This window comes from Klebsiella sp. (genome assembly GCF_027492335.1).
GTDB lineage: Bacteria > Pseudomonadota > Gammaproteobacteria > Enterobacterales > Enterobacteriaceae > Klebsiella > Klebsiella huaxiensis.
The window spans coordinates 20859-40030 of record NZ_JAPUEW010000075.1; the positions used below are offsets into that span (position 1 = coordinate 20859).

The 19172-nt window shown below is 54.8% G+C and carries 18 protein-coding genes; 10 read left to right on the top strand and 8 right to left on the bottom strand.

What is annotated here, in order from left to right:
- Positions 1 to 3 precede the first annotated feature (3 nt).
- Genes QVF11_RS22095 through QVF11_RS22110 form a run of 4 tightly spaced genes read left to right on the top strand, consistent with a single transcriptional unit; the run spans position 4 to position 2978 of the window.
- The gene (locus QVF11_RS22095; RefSeq protein ID WP_023302183.1) at positions 4 to 171 is read left to right on the top strand and encodes a XapX domain-containing protein; all 168 of its coding nucleotides are present in this window, start codon (positions 4 to 6) and stop codon (positions 169 to 171) included.
- A gap of 25 nt (positions 172 to 196) precedes the next feature.
- Complete coding sequence (add, locus tag QVF11_RS22100; protein WP_287859232.1) at positions 197 to 1324, top strand: adenosine deaminase; 1128 nt, start codon at positions 197 to 199, stop codon at positions 1322 to 1324.
- 18 nt (positions 1325 to 1342) lie between these two features.
- Positions 1343 to 2068, top strand: a complete 726-nt coding sequence (locus tag QVF11_RS22105; protein WP_227015954.1) for an oligogalacturonate-specific porin KdgM family protein — start codon at positions 1343 to 1345, stop codon at positions 2066 to 2068.
- Positions 2069 to 2102: 34 nt separating this feature from the next.
- Positions 2103 to 2978: a DUF2608 domain-containing protein gene (locus tag QVF11_RS22110; protein ID WP_287859235.1), complete on the top strand. Its 876-nt coding sequence runs from the start codon at positions 2103 to 2105 to the stop codon at positions 2976 to 2978.
- Between the two features lie 65 nt (positions 2979 to 3043).
- Here the strand turns inward: QVF11_RS22110 and QVF11_RS22115 are convergent, their stop codons facing one another.
- From QVF11_RS22115 to QVF11_RS22125, 3 genes are all read right to left on the bottom strand, one after another.
- On the bottom strand, positions 3044 to 3448 hold the full coding sequence (locus tag QVF11_RS22115; protein WP_112214569.1) for a helix-turn-helix domain-containing protein: 405 nt from the start codon (positions 3446 to 3448) through the stop codon (positions 3044 to 3046).
- Positions 3429 to 3722, bottom strand: coding sequence for a type II toxin-antitoxin system RelE family toxin (locus QVF11_RS22120; protein ID WP_112214568.1), 294 nt, complete (start codon positions 3720 to 3722; stop codon positions 3429 to 3431). The genes QVF11_RS22115 and QVF11_RS22120 overlap by 20 nt, the downstream gene beginning before the upstream one ends.
- Before the next feature lie 186 nt (positions 3723 to 3908).
- On the bottom strand, positions 3909 to 4997 hold the full coding sequence (locus QVF11_RS22125; RefSeq protein ID WP_287859237.1) for an oxidoreductase: 1089 nt from the start codon (positions 4995 to 4997) through the stop codon (positions 3909 to 3911).
- Positions 4998 to 5157: 160 nt separating this feature from the next.
- Between QVF11_RS22125 and QVF11_RS22130 the strand changes: the two genes are divergently transcribed.
- The 4 genes from QVF11_RS22130 (at position 5158) to QVF11_RS22145 (ending at position 10063) form a co-directional block, all read left to right on the top strand.
- A complete protein-coding gene (locus QVF11_RS22130) occupies positions 5158 to 6660 on the top strand; it encodes a sugar ABC transporter ATP-binding protein (RefSeq protein ID WP_287859239.1) in 1503 nt (500 codons plus the stop codon).
- Positions 6657 to 7655: an ABC transporter permease gene (locus tag QVF11_RS22135; protein WP_287859242.1), complete on the top strand. Its 999-nt coding sequence runs from the start codon at positions 6657 to 6659 to the stop codon at positions 7653 to 7655. Before QVF11_RS22130 ends, QVF11_RS22135 begins: the two co-directional genes overlap by 4 nt.
- Before the next feature lie 20 nt (positions 7656 to 7675).
- The gene (locus QVF11_RS22140) at positions 7676 to 8740 is read left to right on the top strand and encodes a sugar ABC transporter substrate-binding protein (protein WP_112214564.1); all 1065 of its coding nucleotides are present in this window, start codon (positions 7676 to 7678) and stop codon (positions 8738 to 8740) included.
- Positions 8741 to 8821: 81 nt separating this feature from the next.
- Positions 8822 to 10063, top strand: coding sequence for an LVIVD repeat-containing protein (locus QVF11_RS22145; RefSeq protein ID WP_112214563.1), 1242 nt, complete (start codon positions 8822 to 8824; stop codon positions 10061 to 10063).
- Between the two features lie 138 nt (positions 10064 to 10201).
- Here QVF11_RS22145 and mtnK read toward each other — a convergent pair whose 3' ends face one another.
- Complete coding sequence (gene mtnK, locus QVF11_RS22150; RefSeq protein WP_142512052.1) at positions 10202 to 11401, bottom strand: S-methyl-5-thioribose kinase; 1200 nt, start codon at positions 11399 to 11401, stop codon at positions 10202 to 10204.
- Between the two features lie 102 nt (positions 11402 to 11503).
- Between mtnK and mtnA the strand changes: the two genes are divergently transcribed.
- The gene (gene mtnA, locus QVF11_RS22155) at positions 11504 to 12532 is read left to right on the top strand and encodes an S-methyl-5-thioribose-1-phosphate isomerase (protein ID WP_287859245.1); all 1029 of its coding nucleotides are present in this window, start codon (positions 11504 to 11506) and stop codon (positions 12530 to 12532) included.
- 137 nt (positions 12533 to 12669) lie between these two features.
- On the opposite strand, the gene QVF11_RS22160 is transcribed toward mtnA, so the two are convergent.
- From QVF11_RS22160 to QVF11_RS22175, 4 genes are all read right to left on the bottom strand, one after another.
- A complete protein-coding gene (locus QVF11_RS22160; RefSeq protein ID WP_287859247.1) occupies positions 12670 to 13938 on the bottom strand; it encodes a histidine-type phosphatase in 1269 nt (422 codons plus the stop codon).
- A gap of 25 nt (positions 13939 to 13963) precedes the next feature.
- Positions 13964 to 15322: an MFS transporter gene (locus QVF11_RS22165; RefSeq protein WP_287859249.1), complete on the bottom strand. Its 1359-nt coding sequence runs from the start codon at positions 15320 to 15322 to the stop codon at positions 13964 to 13966.
- 232 nt (positions 15323 to 15554) lie between these two features.
- A complete protein-coding gene (locus tag QVF11_RS22170; protein ID WP_287859251.1) occupies positions 15555 to 16364 on the bottom strand; it encodes an inositol monophosphatase family protein in 810 nt (269 codons plus the stop codon).
- Positions 16365 to 16486: 122 nt separating this feature from the next.
- Entirely contained in the window at positions 16487 to 17476 is a 990-nt protein-coding gene (locus QVF11_RS22175; RefSeq protein WP_142514790.1) for a LacI family DNA-binding transcriptional regulator, read from the bottom strand.
- A 360-nt stretch (positions 17477 to 17836) separates the two neighbouring features.
- Between QVF11_RS22175 and QVF11_RS22180 the strand changes: the two genes are divergently transcribed.
- Complete coding sequence (locus QVF11_RS22180) at positions 17837 to 19171, top strand: extracellular solute-binding protein (RefSeq protein WP_167492805.1); 1335 nt, start codon at positions 17837 to 17839, stop codon at positions 19169 to 19171.
- Position 19172: the final 1 nt, after the last annotated feature.

Here is a 19172-nt window from a genome sequence, read left to right on the forward strand (position 1 = left end):
AGTATGTCTGAGGTGTTTATTGCGCTTTTGGTAGGTATTGTCACCGGGCTTATCTTTAGCATTTTTAAACTTCCAATACCTGCGCCACCGGTGCTGCCGGGAATTATTGGTATTGTTGGCGTCTATCTTGGCAGTAAGGGTTATCACGTTATTATGCAAATTATTAGCTAATGGAATATCATTAAGGATAATAATAGTGTTATCAATACCAAAGGTCATTTTGCATGAACATTTGGAAGGATCGGTGACGGCAAATTTAGCTGTGCACTTATCACGAAAAAATGGGATTGCAATTTCAGATGAATATATTAGACGTTGTGCGGTTCCTGGCGATTATGATTATGCGTGGGATAAATCAGACTTTGCACACTTTATAAAAATTTATGATTTTATTTCATCATTGATTAAAACGCCGGAAGATTATTATCTGGTGACGGCGGATTTTATCTCACGCAATGCGCAAGCAGGCATGATCTATTGCGAACTGCTTATTTCTCCGGACCATATGATGAGGGTCGGCGATGGCAACGGTGAGAGCAATTATCTTGCCTGTTTGTATGAGGTGACTCGGGCAATAAAAGACGCTGAGGAACAATATGGTACGGTCACCCGTCTGCATGTTGTTCTTATCAGGCATGATGTAATAGAGCGAGCGGCTGCGGTTGTGGAACTTTTTATGAGCCATCCTGACCCTTATATTGTTGGTGTTAATGTTGCCGGCCATGAAGGTATGCATCATTTTAGTGACTATGTTCCTTCTCTCAACATGCTCTATCAGCAAGGTCTGCGTGGCTCTTTGCATGCCGGAGAGATCTGTGGTGCTGAAAGTGTAAAAGAGGCTTTGGTCGCCGGCGCTTCACGTATAGGTCACGGTATTCGCGCCATTGAGTGTCCGGAGCTTATCGCGGAACTCGTCGAGCAAGAGGTATTACTTGAAGTCTCATTAACCAGTAACCATTTGCTGATTAATGACATCCAGCAGGGGAATAGTACTCATCCAATAAGAGCGCTTTATGATAGCGGCGTGAGGCTAAATCTTAATACGGACGATGCTGGTATTTGTTCAACGGATATATTAAAGGAGTATCAATTTGCCATGAATGCATTTGGTTTTCAGCGTGCAGAACTGATTGATATTTCGATGATGGCTATTGAAGCCTCATTTGTTGCAAAGGATATTCAGAAAACGCTTTTAGAAAAAATATGCACATCAGCTATCAATGATGATATTGATTTTTTTGCTATCGCACAGAAGTCCGCTCATTCTCCAGCGCTTCGCGCGAGATTTGCTAAAAGATACGAACAACTTACATCAACCAGATAATTATGATAGGGGTAGATCATGAAAAGGATAATTCCAGTTGCATCCATTATATTGACCGGCCTGGCGGCGCACAGCGTTTATGCTGAACAACCGCACGGCTTTATCGATTATCGTCACGAATATTTAGATAAGAAAAGAACCCATGCTGACCGCGTTGAGTTCGGGACCTTCTTTAGTAACGGTATTGGGTTAATGGGTGAGCTGCGCTATAACACTCAGGAAGGGAATAAGGATAAATGGGACCCTTCACAGTTTAATAACAACGGTTCTGGGCTTTCTATTGTGTATCGGTTTAAGCCGCTGGATGATAAAAATTTCTGGCTGGAGCCGATGTTCTGGTTAGATTCTACCGAATACTGGACCACCTACGAATATGGTTTATCCGCTGGATATAACTTCAGCAAAGAATGGCGTGTTTCCGGTCGTTTCCGTTATGACATGGATAAAGCTACCAGTAAATCAAAAGGCTATGGTAACGATGACCGCAATAACCGGCGTTACGACCTGTGGGTTGATTATCGCCCGGATAATAGCAATTTCCAGTATCAGCTGAATCTTGTTTATTATAACAACGGTTATATCACCTGGGATAATGGTAACGAAAACTATACCGCCTCATTTAAAGTTGGTTACAAATTTGGTTCATGGGTACCTTACGTCAGTATTGCCGATTATCGTGGCACCGATAAAACCACCGACGAACGTCAAGGCCGTTATCGTATGGGTTTAACTTATACTTTCTAAATTCAAAGTTAATATAATTAAATAAGGGCCTGTTATGATTAAAGTCTACCGGTACGCTATTGCTTTATCCTTATTAAGCTATGTTCCTCTCTCTCTGGCGGAGGTGACAACAGTTGAATTAGATTCGTATGAAACCGTCGGGAATATTATTAAAGAGAAAGACTCTCGCTATCAGCCAGAAAATGTCTTACTGGTCTTTGATATCGATAATACGGTCCTGACAGGCCAGCTCGAAGTAGGTAGCGATATCTGGTATCAATGGCAAACCAATAAACTACCGTTGAAACCCAGCCCTGAGCAGAAGGTTTCCTGTTTGTATGAGGACTCTATTGCGCTGCTTTATAACATCGGTACCATGACGTTGACCGATCCCGGGTTAGCAGCGCAGATGAAATCCTGGCAGGAGAAGCATAGCGTTTTCGCGCTGACTTCTCGCGCGCCTGATACCCGTTATGCTACCGAGCGTGAACTGAAAAAGAATGGCGTAAACTTTAGCGTTTCACCGCTTAAGTCGCTAACTGAAACCGACGCACCTCTTTATGAAGGGAGACTTAAACGGTCTTATATTTATGGCAACGGTATTATGCTGTCATCAGGACAGGATAAAGGTGTGATTCTGGATTTCTTACTGAATAAAACGCAGCGTAAATTTAATTCTATAGTATTTGTTGATGATGGTATCGCCAATATCAATGCAATGAAGAATATGCTGGCGAGCGATAAATATAAAAACGTTGATTCCGTTTTGGTTCATTACACCAAAGTAGAATCAGATCTGATTAAGAAGCAGGGTGCAGTATTAACCGCTGAACAGGCGCAGCGGATGAGCAATGAATGGACTAAGCTTTCCAGTACTTTGCAATCGATTTTCCCGGACAGAGTGCAGAGCTGTAGTTCAGACAAGAAATAGCGTTTTCGGCATGAGTAAAGATTAACGGCTCAGGTCATAGCCGTTAATCTTACTTTCCACAGAAGTTACCCCTCTTTCGGCAAGTACAGGCTGATTTGCTCCTGTGTACAGCCGTAAATTGTCGCCAGCTTTTCGCGAGTGCGCTTTTGCGGGCGGGAGTCGATAGCTTCCAGCTGGGAAACCGCAGACTGACTAATGCCGAGCTTATCGGCTACTTCCTGCTGCGACAGGCCGCGCAGAATGCGCCAGGCAGCCTGCAGGCTGACTTTCTCTTTATCCATGATGTCGCAGACGTCACCTGGTAGCATCACGTCATCATAGATATCGTGTTCTACAGGAATATCTTCAAGATCCGCTGCCGTTTCATCATCCAGTTCGGCTAGCTGCAAGCACATATGGAAGTATTCGTCGTAGGGGATCACGGCGTACTGCGCTTTCCCTTCATCATCCTTAATTATCTGAACAGCCATAGGGCGTATTCTCCTCGTGCAAATAGGTCGTTGAGGTTCTGCGCTTTATGGACACGATAAACAGGTCTCTAAGCGTCATCCCCTGACGTGTGAAGATGATCCGATAATCCCCCACCCGAAGGCGGTAATGATTCTCTGGCTTAACCAACTTTCTGACATCGGGCCGCGGAGCTGAACGGTCGCCTAAATCAGCTAACCTGCTTTTGATTCGCTCCTGATAGCGATAATCGATGTTTGCCAGTTCCTTTTTTGCAACTTTTGACCAGATGATCATGCTATGTACCTCCACTGTACACCTTGATTGAATATAAGGAAATAATAAGATTATTAGATAAATTCTGAATTTCTTATGAGGGTACGATAGCGCAGAGTCATCATCTTACGAAGACAGAAACATCGGCTTTGCGAGGCGACTCGAAAGCGCCTCCGCCGGGCGGCAGAGGCGAATTAAACGGGGGAATTAACCGACGAAGCGTTCGACTTTTTCGAACGCCGCGCGTAGGGTTTCGGCGTTCAGCTCAACCGGCAGGAAATGGATGGACTCCACCGGGCGCAGGGTATGAGCGATGATTTTATCCAGCTCCTGGCGATTGTTGATATCGACTTCCAGCGCTGCCAGAGTGGTCGGCAGGTTAAAGCGCTGATACGCCTGCACTAACTGTGCCAGCACATCGTCCTGACCAAGCAGGGCGCTCTGTACCAGAATGCCGTAGGCGACTTTGGTCCCGTGAAGATACTTCTCGGTCTGCGGCAGCACCGTCAGTCCGTTATGCACCGCATGGGCGGCGGCGACGCGGGTATAGCGCTCGCCTAATCCGCCGACCATACCGCCACCAGCGATAATCGCATCGACTACATCGCGGAAAGCCTGAGTCAACTCGCCGCGCTGCTGGTCGGCCAGCGCGGTTTCGCTGCTTTCCAGCAGCACATCGCGGATCGCCAGCGCGCCGTTGATGCCGAGGCGCACGGTGAGCGGCAGCGTCTCCGGCTGCGGGGCCAGCACCACCGCTTCATACCACTTCGCCAGCGTATCGCCGATACCCGCCAGCAGATATTCCGCCGGTGCGTCGAGGATAATTTGTGGCTCCACCAGCACGAGGAAGTTGGCATCGTCGAAGATTTCAAACTGCAGCGCCTGACCGGCATCGTTGTACCACACCGACAGCGGCGTCCACGCTGCGCAGGTGGCGGCGATGGTGGGGATCGCCACCACCGGCAGGCCGAGGCGGCGGGCCAGCGCTTTAGCGGTATCCAGCAGCGCGCCGCCGCCGACGCCAATCACCACCGACCGATCGTCGCCAGACTCGCGGGCCAGTTCGCTGACGTCGCTTTCGCTGCAATGACCTTTAAATAAGATTCTTTTGGCTCCAGGAGCGTTAAACGCTTCCGGCAGGAATGCCTGCGCGCCAGCGATAGCCCGCTCGCCGTAAACCCACACCGCGCGCGAAAGCTGTTCTTCGCTGTAAAAATCATGCAGTCGGGCCAGGCTGCCTGGATGGGAGTAGTAGTTGGCGGGGCCGGGGACCACGCGGATATCGCTGTGACTCATAAATGCTGTCCTTGTTCTGTTTTGCTAACCCGATGTTATGTCTGGACATCCGGATGGCTAATATTATTTCGTTTTATCTTATGCCTTTTATGCATTTGTCAGTCAAGAGCGGCTATGAAAAATTCGTTAAATCAGAAGATTAATCGACAGGGTACAGGGGATGAGCGGCAATCGCCTTGAGATGCAAAATATTAGCCTGGCCTTTTCCGGCTTGCGGGCACTGAGCAATGTCTCTTTCATCCTGAACGGTGGTTCGGTACATGCGCTGACCGGGGCCAACGGTGCGGGTAAATCGACGCTCATGGCGGTGTTGTGCGGTACGCACGCGCATTACGAAGGCGAAGTGGTGATCAACAGTCAGTCGGTGAGTATTCGCTCGCCGCGCGATGCCAAACAACTGGGCATTCATCTGGTGCAGCAGGAGGTCGACGTTGCGCTGGTACCGGGCCTGAGCATTGCGGAAAACATTATGCTCGACAGGCTGGCGGAACCGGGGATCGCCTTTCGCTGGGGACGGCTGCGCCAACTGGCGCGCGAAGCGCTGGCCCAGCTAGACGTTAGCCTCGACGTGCGGCGTTCAATCGATAGCTGCACGCTGGCGGAAAAACAGCAAATCCTGCTGGCCCGCGCCCTGTCGCACCATTGCCGCTTTCTTATCCTTGACGAACCCACCGCGCCGCTGGACCAGAACGAAAGCGAACGCCTGTTTGCGGTGGTCCGCCGCCTGCAGCAACAGGGGATTGGCGTGGTGTTTATCTCACACCGAATTCATGAATTAAAAGCGATTTGCGACACCCTGACAGTATTACGCGATGGTCGCCTGATTGAGAGCGGGCCGATGGCTGAACTGAGCGGCGAGCAGATCGTCGAGAAGATGCTCGGCCATGAGCTGAGCGATATCTTCCCGCCGAAGCGTCCGCCGCACGGCGATGAGGTGCTGCTACAGGTTGAAGGGCTGCACGACGAAGGATTGCTGCAGGATATCTCCCTGCGCCTGCGCAAGGGGGAAATTCTTGGTATTGCCGGGCTGGCCGGGGCCGGGAAAACGGAACTGTGCAAGGCGCTGTTTGGCGCCAGTAAAAGTCGCCTGACGCATGGAGAACTGAACAGCCAGCCCTGGCGACCACGCGATCCGGCAGATTCAGTCGCCCGCGGTCTGGCGCTGGTGCCAGAAGAGCGGCGCAAAGAGGGGATTTTTATCGAGGAGCCGGTGGCGATGAATCTGGCGGCCAGCGCCGATAACAGCTTTTCCCGCTGGAGCCTGTTTGGCCATCGTCAGGCCTGGCGCTGGGCAGAAGAAGTCATTGCGCGGGTGGGTATTCGCACTTCCGGACCGGCGCAGACCCTGCGCCGTCTCTCCGGCGGCAACCAGCAGAAGGTGGCGATTGGCAAATGGCTGCGCGGTAACGCCAACGTGCTGATTTTCGATGAGCCGACCAAAGGCGTCGATGTGAAAGCCAAAACGGATCTATTTAATCTGATTGACGGCCTGGCGCGGGAAGGCAAAGGGGTGATTTACGCCTCAGGCGAATTCTCTGAGCTGGTTGGCTTGTGCGATCGCATCTGCGTGCTGTGGGACGGGCGCATCGTGGCGGAAATTCCGGGCGCAGAGGCCCGGGAAGAGAACATTCTTTATTACTCCACCGGAGGAGCAGCAGCGTGAGTAAGGCCCTGACAGTTAACGCGACGGTATCGGGCCGTCAGCGATTTTTTGATTTTCTCTACAAATGGGGCATGTTGCTGACCGTTGTTCTGCTGATTGCCGTTTTTGGCCTCGCGTCGGACAACTTCCTCGACCCGTTTAACATCATCAACATCCTGCGCTCCATTGCTATCGTGACGGTAATCGCCATCGGTGTGTCGATATCGCTGACTATTGGCGGCTTTGATTTGTCGGTGGGATCAACCGCCTCGCTGGCCAACGCGTTGGTGATTTCGCTGTTCGTCTGGCACGGCTTTGGGACTACCGAGGCGATCCTTATCACCCTGGCGCTCTGTACTTTAGTTGGGCTGTTTAACGCTTTTCTGATCGTTATCCTGCGTATTCCCGACATGCTGGCGACGCTTGCCAGCCTGTTCGTAATTCAGGGCGTGGCGATGACCTACAGCTACGGCGGATCAATCACCGAAAATATGGTGCTGCCGAGCGGCGATATGGCGGAAGGTGCGATTCCGGCGGCGTTTGGTTTGCTGGGGCAGGTGCCGACGATTGTCATCATTATGCTGGTGGTGACCGTTGTTGCTCAGCTGGCACTCTCGTTGACCACTCACGGACGGCGGATGTACGCCATCGGCGGCAACCCGGAAGCGGCGCGCCTGTCTGGCCTGCGGATCACTCGCTACAAAGTGGCGGCCTACGTCATTGCCTCTCTGCTGGCAGGGCTGGGCGGCATTCTTCTGGCTTCGCGCATCGGTTCATCACAGGTGAATGCGGGCAGCGGCTATCTGATGGATGCGGTCGCGGCGGCATGGATAGGCTTTTCGCTGGCCGGTTCCGGCAAACCGAACGCGCTCGGTACGCTGGTGGGGGCGGTGATTCTGGGCGTGCTTTCCAACGGCCTGGTGATGCTCTCGGTGCCGTATTACGCAATGGACATTATTAAAGGGCTGGTGCTGGCTGGCGCGCTGGCACTGACTTATTTTCAACGCCGCACCTAATACTTTACAGGGTAAACACTATGAAAAAGATAACGCTGTCACTCATCGCACTGGGGTTGTTCAACTCTGCGGCGGCCTTTGCTGAAACCCCGACGCCGGTCCCGGCGGCGATTGCCGAACATAGCGGCCCGATTCGCATCGCGGTGATCCGTAATTTAGGCTCTGACGATAACACGACCCAGTTTGTCTCCGGGGCAATTCAGGAAGGCAAAAAGCTCGGTTTTAAAATCAGCACCTTCCTCAGCAACGGCGATGACGCTAAGTTTCAGGACTTCGTTAACCAGGCGATTAGTCAGAAATATGACGGCATTATTCTTTCCCAGGGACGCGACCCTTACGCCACCGCGCTGGTAAAAAAAGCCGTGGACGCGGGGATTAAAGTCTCGGTCTTCGATACCGCAGTCAACGGCGAAATTCCGGGCGTGACCGTCACTCAGCAGGATGATGCCTCGCTGACCGAACTCTCCTTTGGCCAACTGGTGAAAGACTTCAACGGCAAAGCCAATATCGTCAAGCTGTGGGTCGCGGGCTTCCCGCCGATGGAGCGCCGTCAGGCCGCTTACCAGACATTGCTTAAGCAAAACCCCGGCATCAAGGAGCTGGAGTCGATTGGCGCCGTCTCTTCTGACGTGCAGGGCGATACCGCCAACAAAGTCGGCGCGATCTTAGCCAAATACCCGAAAGGCAAAATTGATGCTATCTGGGGCACCTGGGATGCCTTCAGCCAGGGCGCTTATAAAGCGCTGAAAGAGAATGGCCGCACCGAGATTAAACTCTACAGCATCGATATCTCTAACCAGGATCTGCAGCTGATGCGCGAATCCGGCAGCCCGTGGAAGGTGAGCGTGGCGGTGGATCCGAAGCTTATCGGCGCGACCAACGTGCGCCTGATCGCCAATAAGATTGCTGGTGAAGCGACTCCGGCCACCTACGACTTTAAAGCCGCAGCGATCCCGCAGGCGCTGCTGGCGGCGCAGCCGGGGGCGGTGAACGTCGCTTCGTTGGGTAAAATTATTCCGGGCTGGGGCCAGACCGAAGACTTTATCGCCCCGTGGTTCGCCACTCTGGAAGCTAAGGCAAAATAATGCCCGGTGGCGCTGCGCTTACCGGGCCTACGGACTGTAGGCCGGGTAAGGCTCAGCCGCCACCCGGCCACAGGAGCTAACGTGACTGCATTACCCACACCCGAATACAGCCGCAATATGCGGCTGATTGGGCATAGCGATCAGGGGGGACGCCCGGACGGCGTTCAGTTGATGGTGCACCGTGGCTTTGCCTATATCGGCCATATGGTGTCGCAAGGCTTTTCGGTGGTCGACGTGCGCGATCCGAAAAATCCGCGAACGGTCAATTACATTGCCGCGCCGCCCGGTACCTGGAACGTCCATTTGCAGGCCCATGACGATCTGCTGCTGGTGATCAACGCCCGGGATCTGTTTGCGGATACCCGTTTTGCAGACGAAAAGGTTTACTACACCCGCTCGGTGGGCGAAACGGTCAGCGATGTGCAGGACAAGGGCTGGAGCGCCGGGCTACGAATTTTTGATATTTCGACGCCGGATCAACCGCGCGAAATCAGCTTCCTGTCGCTCAATGGGATCGGCATTCACCGGATCTGGTACGTCGGTGGACGCTGGGCCTACGTTTCCGCGCTGATCGACGGTTTTAGCGATTATATTTTCCTGACCATCGATCTGGCCGATCCGCGTAAACCTGAAGTCGCCGGGCGCTGGTGGCTGCCGGGGATGAATCAGGCAGCGGGGGAAACCCCGCAGTGGCCGGAAGGTAAGCGCTACGCCCTGCATCACGCGATTATCGCCGGGGACATCGCCTACGGTAGCTGGCGCGACGGCGGCCTGACGCTGCTGGATGTCAAAGACCGTGCTCAGCCGAAGTTGATTAGCCATCGCAACTGGAGTCCGCCGTTTGGCGGCGGTACTCACACCGCGCTGCCGCTACCGGACCGCGATCTGCTGGTGGTGCTTGATGAAGCGGTGCTGGATAACCAGCAGGATGGCGAGAAGCTGATCTGGCTGTTTGATATTCGTGACCCGACAAACCCGGTGAGTATCTCGACTTTCCCGCAGCCGGATGAGACCGACTATGTGGCGAAAGGAGCACACTTTGGCCCGCATAATCTGCATGAAAACCGTCCCGGTAGCTTTGTCAGCTCAACGCTGATTTTTGCCACGTACCAGAATGCGGGCGTTCGCGCTTACGATATATCCAACCCTTATCGACCGGTGGAAACCGGAGCGCTGGTGCCTGCCGCTCCGGCAAAAATGATGGATACCCGCCCTGGCCGTCCGCGGGTGATTCAGTCCTGCGACGTGTTTGTTGATGCGCAGGGCATTATCTACAGCACCGACTATAACGGCGGGCTGTCGGTAATTGAGTATCTGGGGTAGGAATATTTCCCGGAGGCGGCGCATTGCGCCTGTCCGGGCTACGGGTCTGTGCGGTTTGCGGGTTTTGTAGCCCGGACAGATGCGTAGCATCGCCTCCGGGGGAGTGGGGGAATCCCCGGAGGCGGCGCTTGATACTCATTAACCGTACTGACGAATTCGCGCAATCAGCTCTTCGACGCTGTCGATACGATCGGCAATCACAATCAGCGCTTTACCCAGCGTGATGGCGTGGCGCAGGCATTCATGGCGCATGGCTTCGTCCTGAATAGTGTCGATATCCGCCACGTGCGACAGCCCGACGCTGCGGCGAATCAGCTCGGTACCGCAGAAGCCAATGGCATCGGCCCACGCTTTTTTCAGGAACGTGGAGGCGTAGCCGGGGTAAGCCAGCGCCGCATCGCGGGTTTTCTCCGCCGCCAGCGCCTGGAAGCGCTCGGCGAAGGTATTCCAGAACTGTTGAATATCGCTCAGACGCTGTTCGCGGGCGGCGGCGGCATCGCGAATACCTAAATGCCCTGGTAGGCCGCAGTAGTTGAGCAGCAGGTTGCCGATGGCGGTGCCGATATCAAAACCAATCGGGCCGAAATAACCGAACTCGGCGTCGATAGCTTTAAAGCTGCCTTCGGCGACGAATATCGAGCCGCTATGGATATCGCCGTGCAGCAGCGCTTCAGCATGGGAGAAAAAGCGGTGTTTCAGCGCGGCAACCGCCAGCTTCAGATGCGCATCGTCGCGCAGGGCGGCGACATCGGCTTCCAGCGCTGCGGGGTAATTATTGCGTTCGTGAACCTGATACGGATCGTTAAAGAACAGGTCCTCGGTGATTTCGCACATCTCGGGGTTGATAAACTGCGCCACCTGGGCTTTTTTCTCATGCGGATGCAGATAAAAGTCGCTGGTATGAAACAGCGCCTGGGCCAGATATTCGCCCAGCTGGCTGGCGGCCTGCGGGTAGTAAACGTTGTTAATCAGCTCGCCGCGCCAGATGCGATGATCGGAGAGATCTTCCATCACCATCACCGCCAGCTCGGGATCGAAATGCAGAATTTGTACCGTGTGCTGCGGGCAGTGCTGATAGTGAGCGACCAGAGTTTGCGCCTCAAGACGGGCGCGGTCGAGCGTCAGCGGCCAGGACTCCCCGACGCAGCGCACGTAGGGCAATGCCTGTTTGACGATAACCCGGCTGACGCCCTGGGTATCATAAATTTTAAACACCAGGTTGAGGTTGCCGTCGCCCACTTCCTGTGCGGACACCAGTTCTGACGGGTTATCGAGACCGCCAAATTGTTGTGCGTAAGCCACCGCATCGTTGGCGGTGAAAGTATGGTATTGCGACATTGCCTCGATCCTCAAAATTCTGATTAAGCCGTTCAGACGTCTATACTTCTGGATTCCATCCTGACACAATGTGATACAACAACGCAACAGGGATTTAACTAAATGCAGACACTACAGACCACCAGCCTGCGGGTAAGCGAAAATCAGCTCTTTATTCTTGACCAGCAGGCTCTACCGCAGGAGAAACGCTGGCTGGCGGCGGATAACGTGGCGCTGCTGGTGGACCATATTCTCGCGCTACGGGTACGCGGCGCACCGCTGATTGGCCTTTCTGCCAGCCTGCTGCTGGCGCTGTTGGGGAAGCGCGGCCTGACCCGCGATGAACTTTCTCAGGCGCTGGAGACGCTGCGCGCGGCGCGCCCGACGGCGGTGAATCTGATGAACAATCTCGATCGCATGAAGCTGGCGCTGGCGGAAGAGAACTATCCCCAGGCGCTGGAAGCGGAAGCGCTGCGCCTGATCGAAGAAGATAAGCAGCTTTGCGCCCATATTGCCGAAGCGGGCAGCGCGCTGGTCACGCCGGGCAGCCGCCTGTTAACCCACTGTAATACCGGCGGTCTGGCGACGGCGGGAGTCGGCACTGCACTGGGGGTGATTGCGCTGGCGCACGAACAGGGGAAAGTGGCGAACGTGTGGGTGGATGAAACGCGTCCTCTGCTACAGGGTGGACGCCTCACCACCTGGGAGCTGGGGGAGCTGGGCGTACCGTATCGGTTGATTACCGATTCGATGGCCGCCAGCCTGATGGCGCAGGGGCAGGTCGATGCGGTTTGGGTCGGCGCTGACCGTATTGCGGCTAACGGCGACGTGGCGAACAAAATCGGCACCTATTCGCTGGCGGTGCTGGCGAAATATCACCAGATCCCGTTTTACGTGGCTGCGCCGCAGACCACCCTTGACCGTCATTGCCCGAACGGCGCAGCGATCCCGATTGAGCAGCGGGCGGCGGCGGAAGTGACCGGCGTGGCCGGAAGTTTTGGCGCGGTGCAGTGGGCGCCGAAAGAAGCTGCGGTCTACAACCCAGCGTTTGACGTGACGCCCGCCGCGCTGATTAGCGGCTGGGTGCTGGATACTGGCGTGGTGACCCCGGCGCAGGTTGCAGCCGGGGCGTTTGCGCCAGAAAGCGCGTAAGTTAAAACGCGAAGCTACCTCCATAGCTTCGCGTCCGTTATGGATAAAGCGCACCTCTCTCAATTGCCTACGAAACGGTTGTCGGTCAGGTAAGGCGCTAGCCGCCACCTGACAAGCGTGCGGGCACGATAATTAAATCATGGCAGCACCATCTCGACTGCCGGAGCGGACTGCCGGTCGATATGCTGGCCCAGCGCCGTCAGCGCTGCCTGATAAGGGCACAGCGTCCCGACATCAGTCGTCTGGCAACCCGTCTGACGCCACTCCTGGCGCAGCATTGGGTGCTGGCTATCCGGCGTTTGCAGACGGCGTAAATCGTCCAGACTTTGCGCCTGGAAGTAGACGCGCAGGTAGCGTTGACCGCTGTGGGTATCGCGCCAGCGTTCCAGCACCAGGCTGCTGCCCGGCGGGATATTGCCCCGACTGTATCCCGGTAGCTGCCAGCTAAAATCCATCAGCGTACGTACCATGGCGATATTGGTATCGTGGGCCACCAGCAACAGCCAGCGCACGTTCGGCGTTGCGTCTTTTTTTACTCCTTCAAGCATGGCGTTGAGCAGAATCGACCCGCGTTTTTGCGCGGTATAAAAAACGTCGTTGCTCAGGTCGTAGTTCTCCGTGAGCAGCGGCAGCAGGGCGGTTATCTGGCTGGAGCGGGTGATATTGCCCCACGCCAGCTGGCTAACCGGTAGATTTTCGCTCCAGCCCAGGCGCAGCGTCTCGACCATATTCGCCATCACGCTCAGCCCGCTAATTGACGTTTTGCCGCTTTTGCTCTGCTCGACCTGCCATGGCTGCTCGAACACCGGGCAGGGCTTATCGGGAACGCAGACCGCGTTTTTCAGTCGCTGAATCGCCGGAGCCAGCGTCTGCTGACGCTGTGCCAGATCTCCGGCTTTCGCTTTGACCTCCGCCAGCTGGCGAGCGGGGTCGGTTTGCGTGGCGGCAAACTTATCGGTCTGAAACAGCGGGTCGGCGTCGGTGCTGACGTGATGAATCTCTACGCCGCAGCCGGGAAATGCACCGTCAACCAGCGCTTGTGCGGTGGCTCGCGTGCGCTGCAAGGGGCTGGCGCGAACGTAAATCTCCCCGCTCGCCGGGCAGCCCGTCGCCAGCAGGCCGAGCTGGCGATAGTGTGCGCCTTCTTCGCGTCCTTTATTCGCCACCGCGGCATAGCCATGGCCGGTCAATTCGCCGTCGTGAGTGGTCCACTGGGTCCACGGGCGCTGGGTTGCCGCTTCGATGGCCTCCCGGTTGCCTGGCGTTGGTGGGCGAATACCATGGCGGCTGAGTTCAACCACTTTTTCCAGTTGATATTGCGCAGCAGCGTGGCCCGGGGCCGCCAGCAGCGGCAGGGCGCAGGCAAGTAGCAGGCGTAGCAAAACCTGATGTCGTACAGGCATCATAAGATCTTCCTTATGGGTTAAAGGGTTATGAAGAGAATGAAGTCTGACGTTCTATCGCGTGTCGCCTGGCGACAATCGCGGCGGTGGTAAAACAGAATAGCGCCGACATCAGGCCGGTGCCCACCCAAAACAGCGACAGCGTACTGAAGTCGTACAGCGTTTTACCGTTTTCGATAATTGCCGTTTTGTCGATGATTATCCCGGTCAAAAATTCGCCGAGGCCGGCCCCCGCGTAGCTGGCGATGCCGATGGTGCCGAGCGCTGCGCCTGCGGCTTTGCGCGATGAGATATCGACGGCAATTAATCCGCCGAGGAAGCAGGTCAATGCGCCAATGGTCGCGCCGAAGATAATCATCGCCAGAATATCGCTGTAGTAGCCGTGCGGCGACCAGAGCATTAGCGCGAAGCCTGCGGTGTTGAGCAGACTGATAAACCCGGCCATCACGCTGCGGTTACGCGGGAAGAAGCGGTCGGAGAGCATCCCGGCGATAATGGTCCCGGCAATACCCGCGATGGCGTTGACCCCAATAATCCCGGAAGCTTCCAGCGTTGAGTAGGCTTTATCCTGCTCAAGGAAGAAGATCCCCCACGAGTTCACTGCATAGCGGTCGATATACATAAACGCCGAGGCCAGCGCCAGCGTCCACAAGGCCGGATTGCGCAGCGCCAGCAGTTGGTTTTTAAACACCGAGCCGCGCGCCTCGGTCTCCTCCTGCGGTTCATCGCGAATCACGTTGATCGACGGAAAGCCGCTGCTTTGCGGGGAGTCGCGCATAAACAGCAGGAGCAGCACCACCCCAGCGGCGCCGAGCGCGGCGGTCGAGAGATAGCCCATCTGCCAGCCGAACCCGGCAATCACTGCCGCGATCACCATATAGGTCATCGCTTCGCCGATGTTATGCGCCGTTGACCAGATGGCGTAAAAGGTGCCCCTCTCTTTGCAGCCGTACCAGCGCGCCAGCGACACCGCGCAGGGGCCGACGCCCATTGACTGCGCCCAACCGTTGATCCCCCAGAAGATGGCCAGCAGCATGGCGTTGGTGGTCATCCCCATCATCAGGTTCATCCCGGCGCTCAGCAGCAGCCCGAGGCTCATATAGCGCACGACGTTGGCATGATCGGCGATAAAACCGTTCACCAGCTTGCCGATGGCGTAGCTAAAAAACAGCGTTGAGCCGATCATGCCAAGCTCGGTCGGAGTTATGCCAAGCTCAACCAGCGCGCTCTTGGCGACGGTAAACGACAGCCGGCAAACATAGAACGTGACATACGCCAGGGTCATGGCAATAAAGGTTTGCCAGCGCACAAAACGGAAACGTTTCTCATCAAATTGCACGCCTGCTTTGGGCGGTAAGGCCCGAAAAAACGCAATAATTCCAGACATTGTGTTATCTCCGAAGGTCGGAGGCCTGACTGATTGATGTGGTTCGTCCGTGAGGTTTAACCCGTCATACTTCAAGTTGCATATGCGTTGGCTGCGTTCGTTCACCCCAGTCACTTACCAGAGTAAGCTCCAGGGGATTCGCTCACTTGCCGCCTTTCTGCAACTCGAATTATTTAGGGTTCATTTTCGTTGTGTAGAGTACATAATCAGATAAAGCCTGACCCCATACGGGTTAAGGTAATGGGTGGCAAAGCATGTTTTTTAATTGTGGGTAGAGCGTTTTACTGGCCAGCAGCAGCGGGTTGCCATTGCGAATGCCATCCGCTGCCAGGTAGTCGTTGGTGAGGCCGCCTGCTTCGCGCATCAGCACCAGCCCCGGCAGGCCATCCCACGGATTCATATGCGGTTCGTAGTAGCCGATTAAACGTCCTGCCGCCGCCCACGCGCTCATTAATGCCCCGGAGCCGTTGCGGATAAACATGCCGCCGTCGCTGAGCAGCGCATCGAGGAAAGGCAGGAAGAGAGCAGGCGTCACGCGATGCGACGTGCCGACGCCCATGACTCCCTCTTTGACCGTGGCTGCCGGATGCGGCGTGATAGGCGCGTCATTGAGCCACGCGCCCTGGCCTTTCAGAGCGTGGAACAGCTCGCGATGGTTGGGGTCATACACCACGCCGATAACCGGTTCGCCGTCGGCGACGATAGCCAGCGAAAGACACCAGGTGTGCAGGCCGTTAAGAAAACAGCTGGTGCCGTCGATAGGGTCGACCACCCACAGCACGCGGGCGTCTGGCATCTGCGTTCCGCTCTCCTCGCCAAGAAAACCATCCTGTGGGAACGCGCCGATAATGCGTTGCTTAACAAACTCTTCGACCCGCTTATCGGCGATGCTGACCACATCCTGTAGGTCATCGCCTTTGTGATCCACCGCCAGCCGGTCGCGCTGTTGATAGTATTCGAAAGCCAGTTCCGCACCGGCCTTAGCCAGCTCGCAGGCCAGGCGATAGCGGGCTTGCAGAGCATCTGATTCCAGGGGGTTCATGCTTATCCTCCATTTTTGCACACGTGTGCATTTTGCGTGTAAAAAATAGCCCCGAAGGGCGAAATGAGTGTGGAGGGATCTTAAAGATTATTCTGTGATCGCATCTGCATAAAATGAAATTTTCATTTTGCGCTTTGACGAATGATTAATTTCACTGGTACTTCGCGGTGGCGCGAGGGCAGGCTGAATTTGGCGATCCTCGTGACCAGGAGATCCACCGCGTGATGGGCGAGCAGGGCGGTATTCTGCTGCACGGTGGTGAGCTGGTAGGGTTGCCAGTCGGCCTGGGGGATATCATCGAAGCCAACAATCGCCGGCAGGGGCGCGGAAGGGTTATCTGCCCGTAGGCCATCCAGCGCGCCGAGCGCCAGCATATCGGTGGCGCAAAATAGTGCCTGCAGCCGTGGATGCGCAGCGAGCAGCTGCCTGGCGGCGGCAAAGCCTGCCTGATAACCGCTGCTGTCGCAGAAATGCGCGGCAACGTCCATGCCTTGAGTATGGGCAACAAACGCTTCGTAGCGCTGGCGGGTGCTGAAGTTATCCAGACTTTCGCCGATAAACCCCACCTGTTGCCACTGGCGCTGGGTAAATAAATCGGCAACCAGTTTTGCTCCCTGGGCGTTATCGCTGCAAACGCGGTCGCAGCCGGTTAAGTCGGCGTGACGGTTGATAAGCGTCACCGGGATTTTTCGCTCCAGGTACTCTTCCGCCAACGACAGCGGCGGCGCCCCTGAGGTGATAATGACTCCTGCGACGTGATAGCTCAGCAGCTGTTTAAGCGACGGGGCAAGCTGCTGCGGATCGTCGGCGTTCATCAGCAGCGGCATAAAGCCGTTGAGCGCCAGCTGGTGAACCAGCGGCGACAGCAGCTTGCTGCGAAACGGGTTATCAAATCCGGCCGTGACGATGCCGATAAAATTGCTGCTGCCGGTAATCATCGTGCGGGCGATGATATTGACCTGATAGCCGAGCGTTTCCGCAGCGGCGAGAACTTTCTGCCGGGTTTTATCCGCCACCGACGCGCCGGGCGTAAAGGTGCGGGAAACCGCCGAACGAGAGACGCCTGCGAGTCGGGCAACGTCCTCAGCCTTAATCCATTTTTTTTCGCTCATAGTGTCAGGGTACGGGTTGTTCTCTGGGAGCCATGGTCGGCAACGAAAAGTAGTAAGAAGGTACCACATAAATCCCTGAGCGCGCAGAGGGTTGATGCGCTTTCCCTGTCAGCTTTTGATATATATTATTCCTAATCATTTATTTCACTAAGCATTGTAATAATATGGATATATGTGTGGCTAAAATAAAAATTCTTTATAAAACAAAAAATTAAACTCTCTTTTTTTAGCATATTCATGTGACGCATAAGTTATGCTATCTGCGTTATGGACAGCAATTATTTCCGCAAGCTAATTTCATCTGTATTACCAGGGCTGAATACAAATATTGTTCGATTTATAACTTGCGGAGTCAAACCTGTGGCAAGAAACCATTTTTTGCGTATTTCCGGCGCGGCGATATTAACTATGCTGGCGTTGCCTTCTTTATCTACGGCCTATGCGGCCAATGTTAAAATCGTTATCAACCAGTCGCCATGGCTCGATGGCTTTAAAAAAACAGTCGAAAAATATAATCATGACACCGGAAATAACGTCAGTATTGATGCGGTACCCTATGGCGGATTACTCGATAAAATTCGCAGTTCGGTGCGGGCGAAGGAAGGTGTCTATGATATCACTATGATAGATATCAACTGGTTAGGAGAGTTCTACGGTGGCGGTTTTCTGACGCCGATTAAAAGCATTGAAGCTGATTATCGCCTGCCTCAGCAGGTGCTGACATTTGGCGATGCGCTTTACTGGGACAATGCGCGCAAGGTTTTCAATAAACAATCTGGCGATCTCTATACCTTCCCGGTTACCGCGAATCCGCAGCTGTTTTATTATCGCAAAGATATTTACCAGAAGGCCGGGTTGACCCCGCCGAAAACCTGGGAAGAGTTAACTGAGAATACAAAAAAACTGCATCAGCCGCCGCGACAATATGGTTTTTTGATTCGTGGTGGTCCGCAGGATATCGTTTTTGATATTTCACCCTTTCTGCTCTCTGCCGGTGGTGGGATATTTAAGGATCCGCGTGAAGGTGATTTTAATATTATCCTCAATAGCCCGGAAACGTTGCGTGGGCTTAAATACTATATTGCCATAGCAAAAGCCGGTTACAGCAATCCAGGTGCGTTAACCCAGGGAGAATTAATTCAGCTTTTCGCCACCGGGAAAGCCGCGCAGGCGAATATTGTGGCGGCGGCCCGGGGCCCGCTGAGCAATCCGGATAGCTCCATCGTTACGGATAAGTATGGCGTCACGGTTATTCCTCACCCCGCGGGAGCGAAGGGGGTTTATGCCGCAGGACACTGGGTTGGCGGTATTCCACAGAATATTCCGGCGGCAAACAAGCAGGCAGCGCTGGATTTCTTCAAATGGTATGAAGAACAGGCCAACCAGGTATATCTGTATGAATCTGGTGGTGTGCCGGTACGTTCCGATCTGGTGGGCGTTGCAAAAGACCCGCTCAACTTCTTACCTGCGCTGACGGAAGCGACCGCCGAGGCGCAGATTATTAGCCCGGTTAAAGAGTCCGCCCAGATCAACGCGCTGCTGGGGCTCCAGCTTTACAAAGCGCTGAGTGGTGAACAGTCGGCGGAGAAGGCGCTGAATACCGCCGCACATCAGGTGTATCAGCTGCTGTCGGCGGCGGGTTATCAAACGCAGCTTCCGCCGGATCTGCCGGATGACGCTGCGAGCAAAGGATAAC

What these genes read in the sequence shown, in the direction of transcription:
- QVF11_RS22130 (WP_287859239.1), top strand. Translation starts at nt 5,158, where the DNA reads ATGAGCGGCAATCGCCTTGAGATGCAAAATATTAGCCTGGCCTTTTCC.
- mtnK (WP_142512052.1), bottom strand. Translation starts at nt 11,401, where the DNA reads ATGTCGCAATACCATACTTTCACCGCCAACGATGCGGTGGCTTACGCA.
- QVF11_RS22120 (WP_112214568.1), bottom strand. Translation starts at nt 3,722, where the DNA reads ATGATCATCTGGTCAAAAGTTGCAAAAAAGGAACTGGCAAACATCGAT.
- QVF11_RS22160 (WP_287859247.1), bottom strand. Translation starts at nt 13,938, where the DNA reads ATGATGCCTGTACGACATCAGGTTTTGCTACGCCTGCTACTTGCCTGC.
- QVF11_RS22110 (WP_287859235.1), top strand. Translation starts at nt 2,103, where the DNA reads ATGATTAAAGTCTACCGGTACGCTATTGCTTTATCCTTATTAAGCTAT.
- QVF11_RS22140 (WP_112214564.1), top strand. Translation starts at nt 7,676, where the DNA reads ATGAAAAAGATAACGCTGTCACTCATCGCACTGGGGTTGTTCAACTCT.
- QVF11_RS22105 (WP_227015954.1), top strand. Translation starts at nt 1,343, where the DNA reads ATGAAAAGGATAATTCCAGTTGCATCCATTATATTGACCGGCCTGGCG.
- QVF11_RS22170 (WP_287859251.1), bottom strand. Translation starts at nt 16,364, where the DNA reads ATGAACCCCCTGGAATCAGATGCTCTGCAAGCCCGCTATCGCCTGGCC.
- QVF11_RS22115 (WP_112214569.1), bottom strand. Translation starts at nt 3,448, where the DNA reads ATGGCTGTTCAGATAATTAAGGATGATGAAGGGAAAGCGCAGTACGCC.
- QVF11_RS22165 (WP_287859249.1), bottom strand. Translation starts at nt 15,322, where the DNA reads ATGTCTGGAATTATTGCGTTTTTTCGGGCCTTACCGCCCAAAGCAGGC.
- QVF11_RS22095 (WP_023302183.1), top strand. Translation starts at nt 4, where the DNA reads ATGTCTGAGGTGTTTATTGCGCTTTTGGTAGGTATTGTCACCGGGCTT.
- mtnA (WP_287859245.1), top strand. Translation starts at nt 11,504, where the DNA reads ATGCAGACACTACAGACCACCAGCCTGCGGGTAAGCGAAAATCAGCTC.
- QVF11_RS22125 (WP_287859237.1), bottom strand. Translation starts at nt 4,997, where the DNA reads ATGAGTCACAGCGATATCCGCGTGGTCCCCGGCCCCGCCAACTACTAC.
- QVF11_RS22175 (WP_142514790.1), bottom strand. Translation starts at nt 17,476, where the DNA reads ATGAGCGAAAAAAAATGGATTAAGGCTGAGGACGTTGCCCGACTCGCA.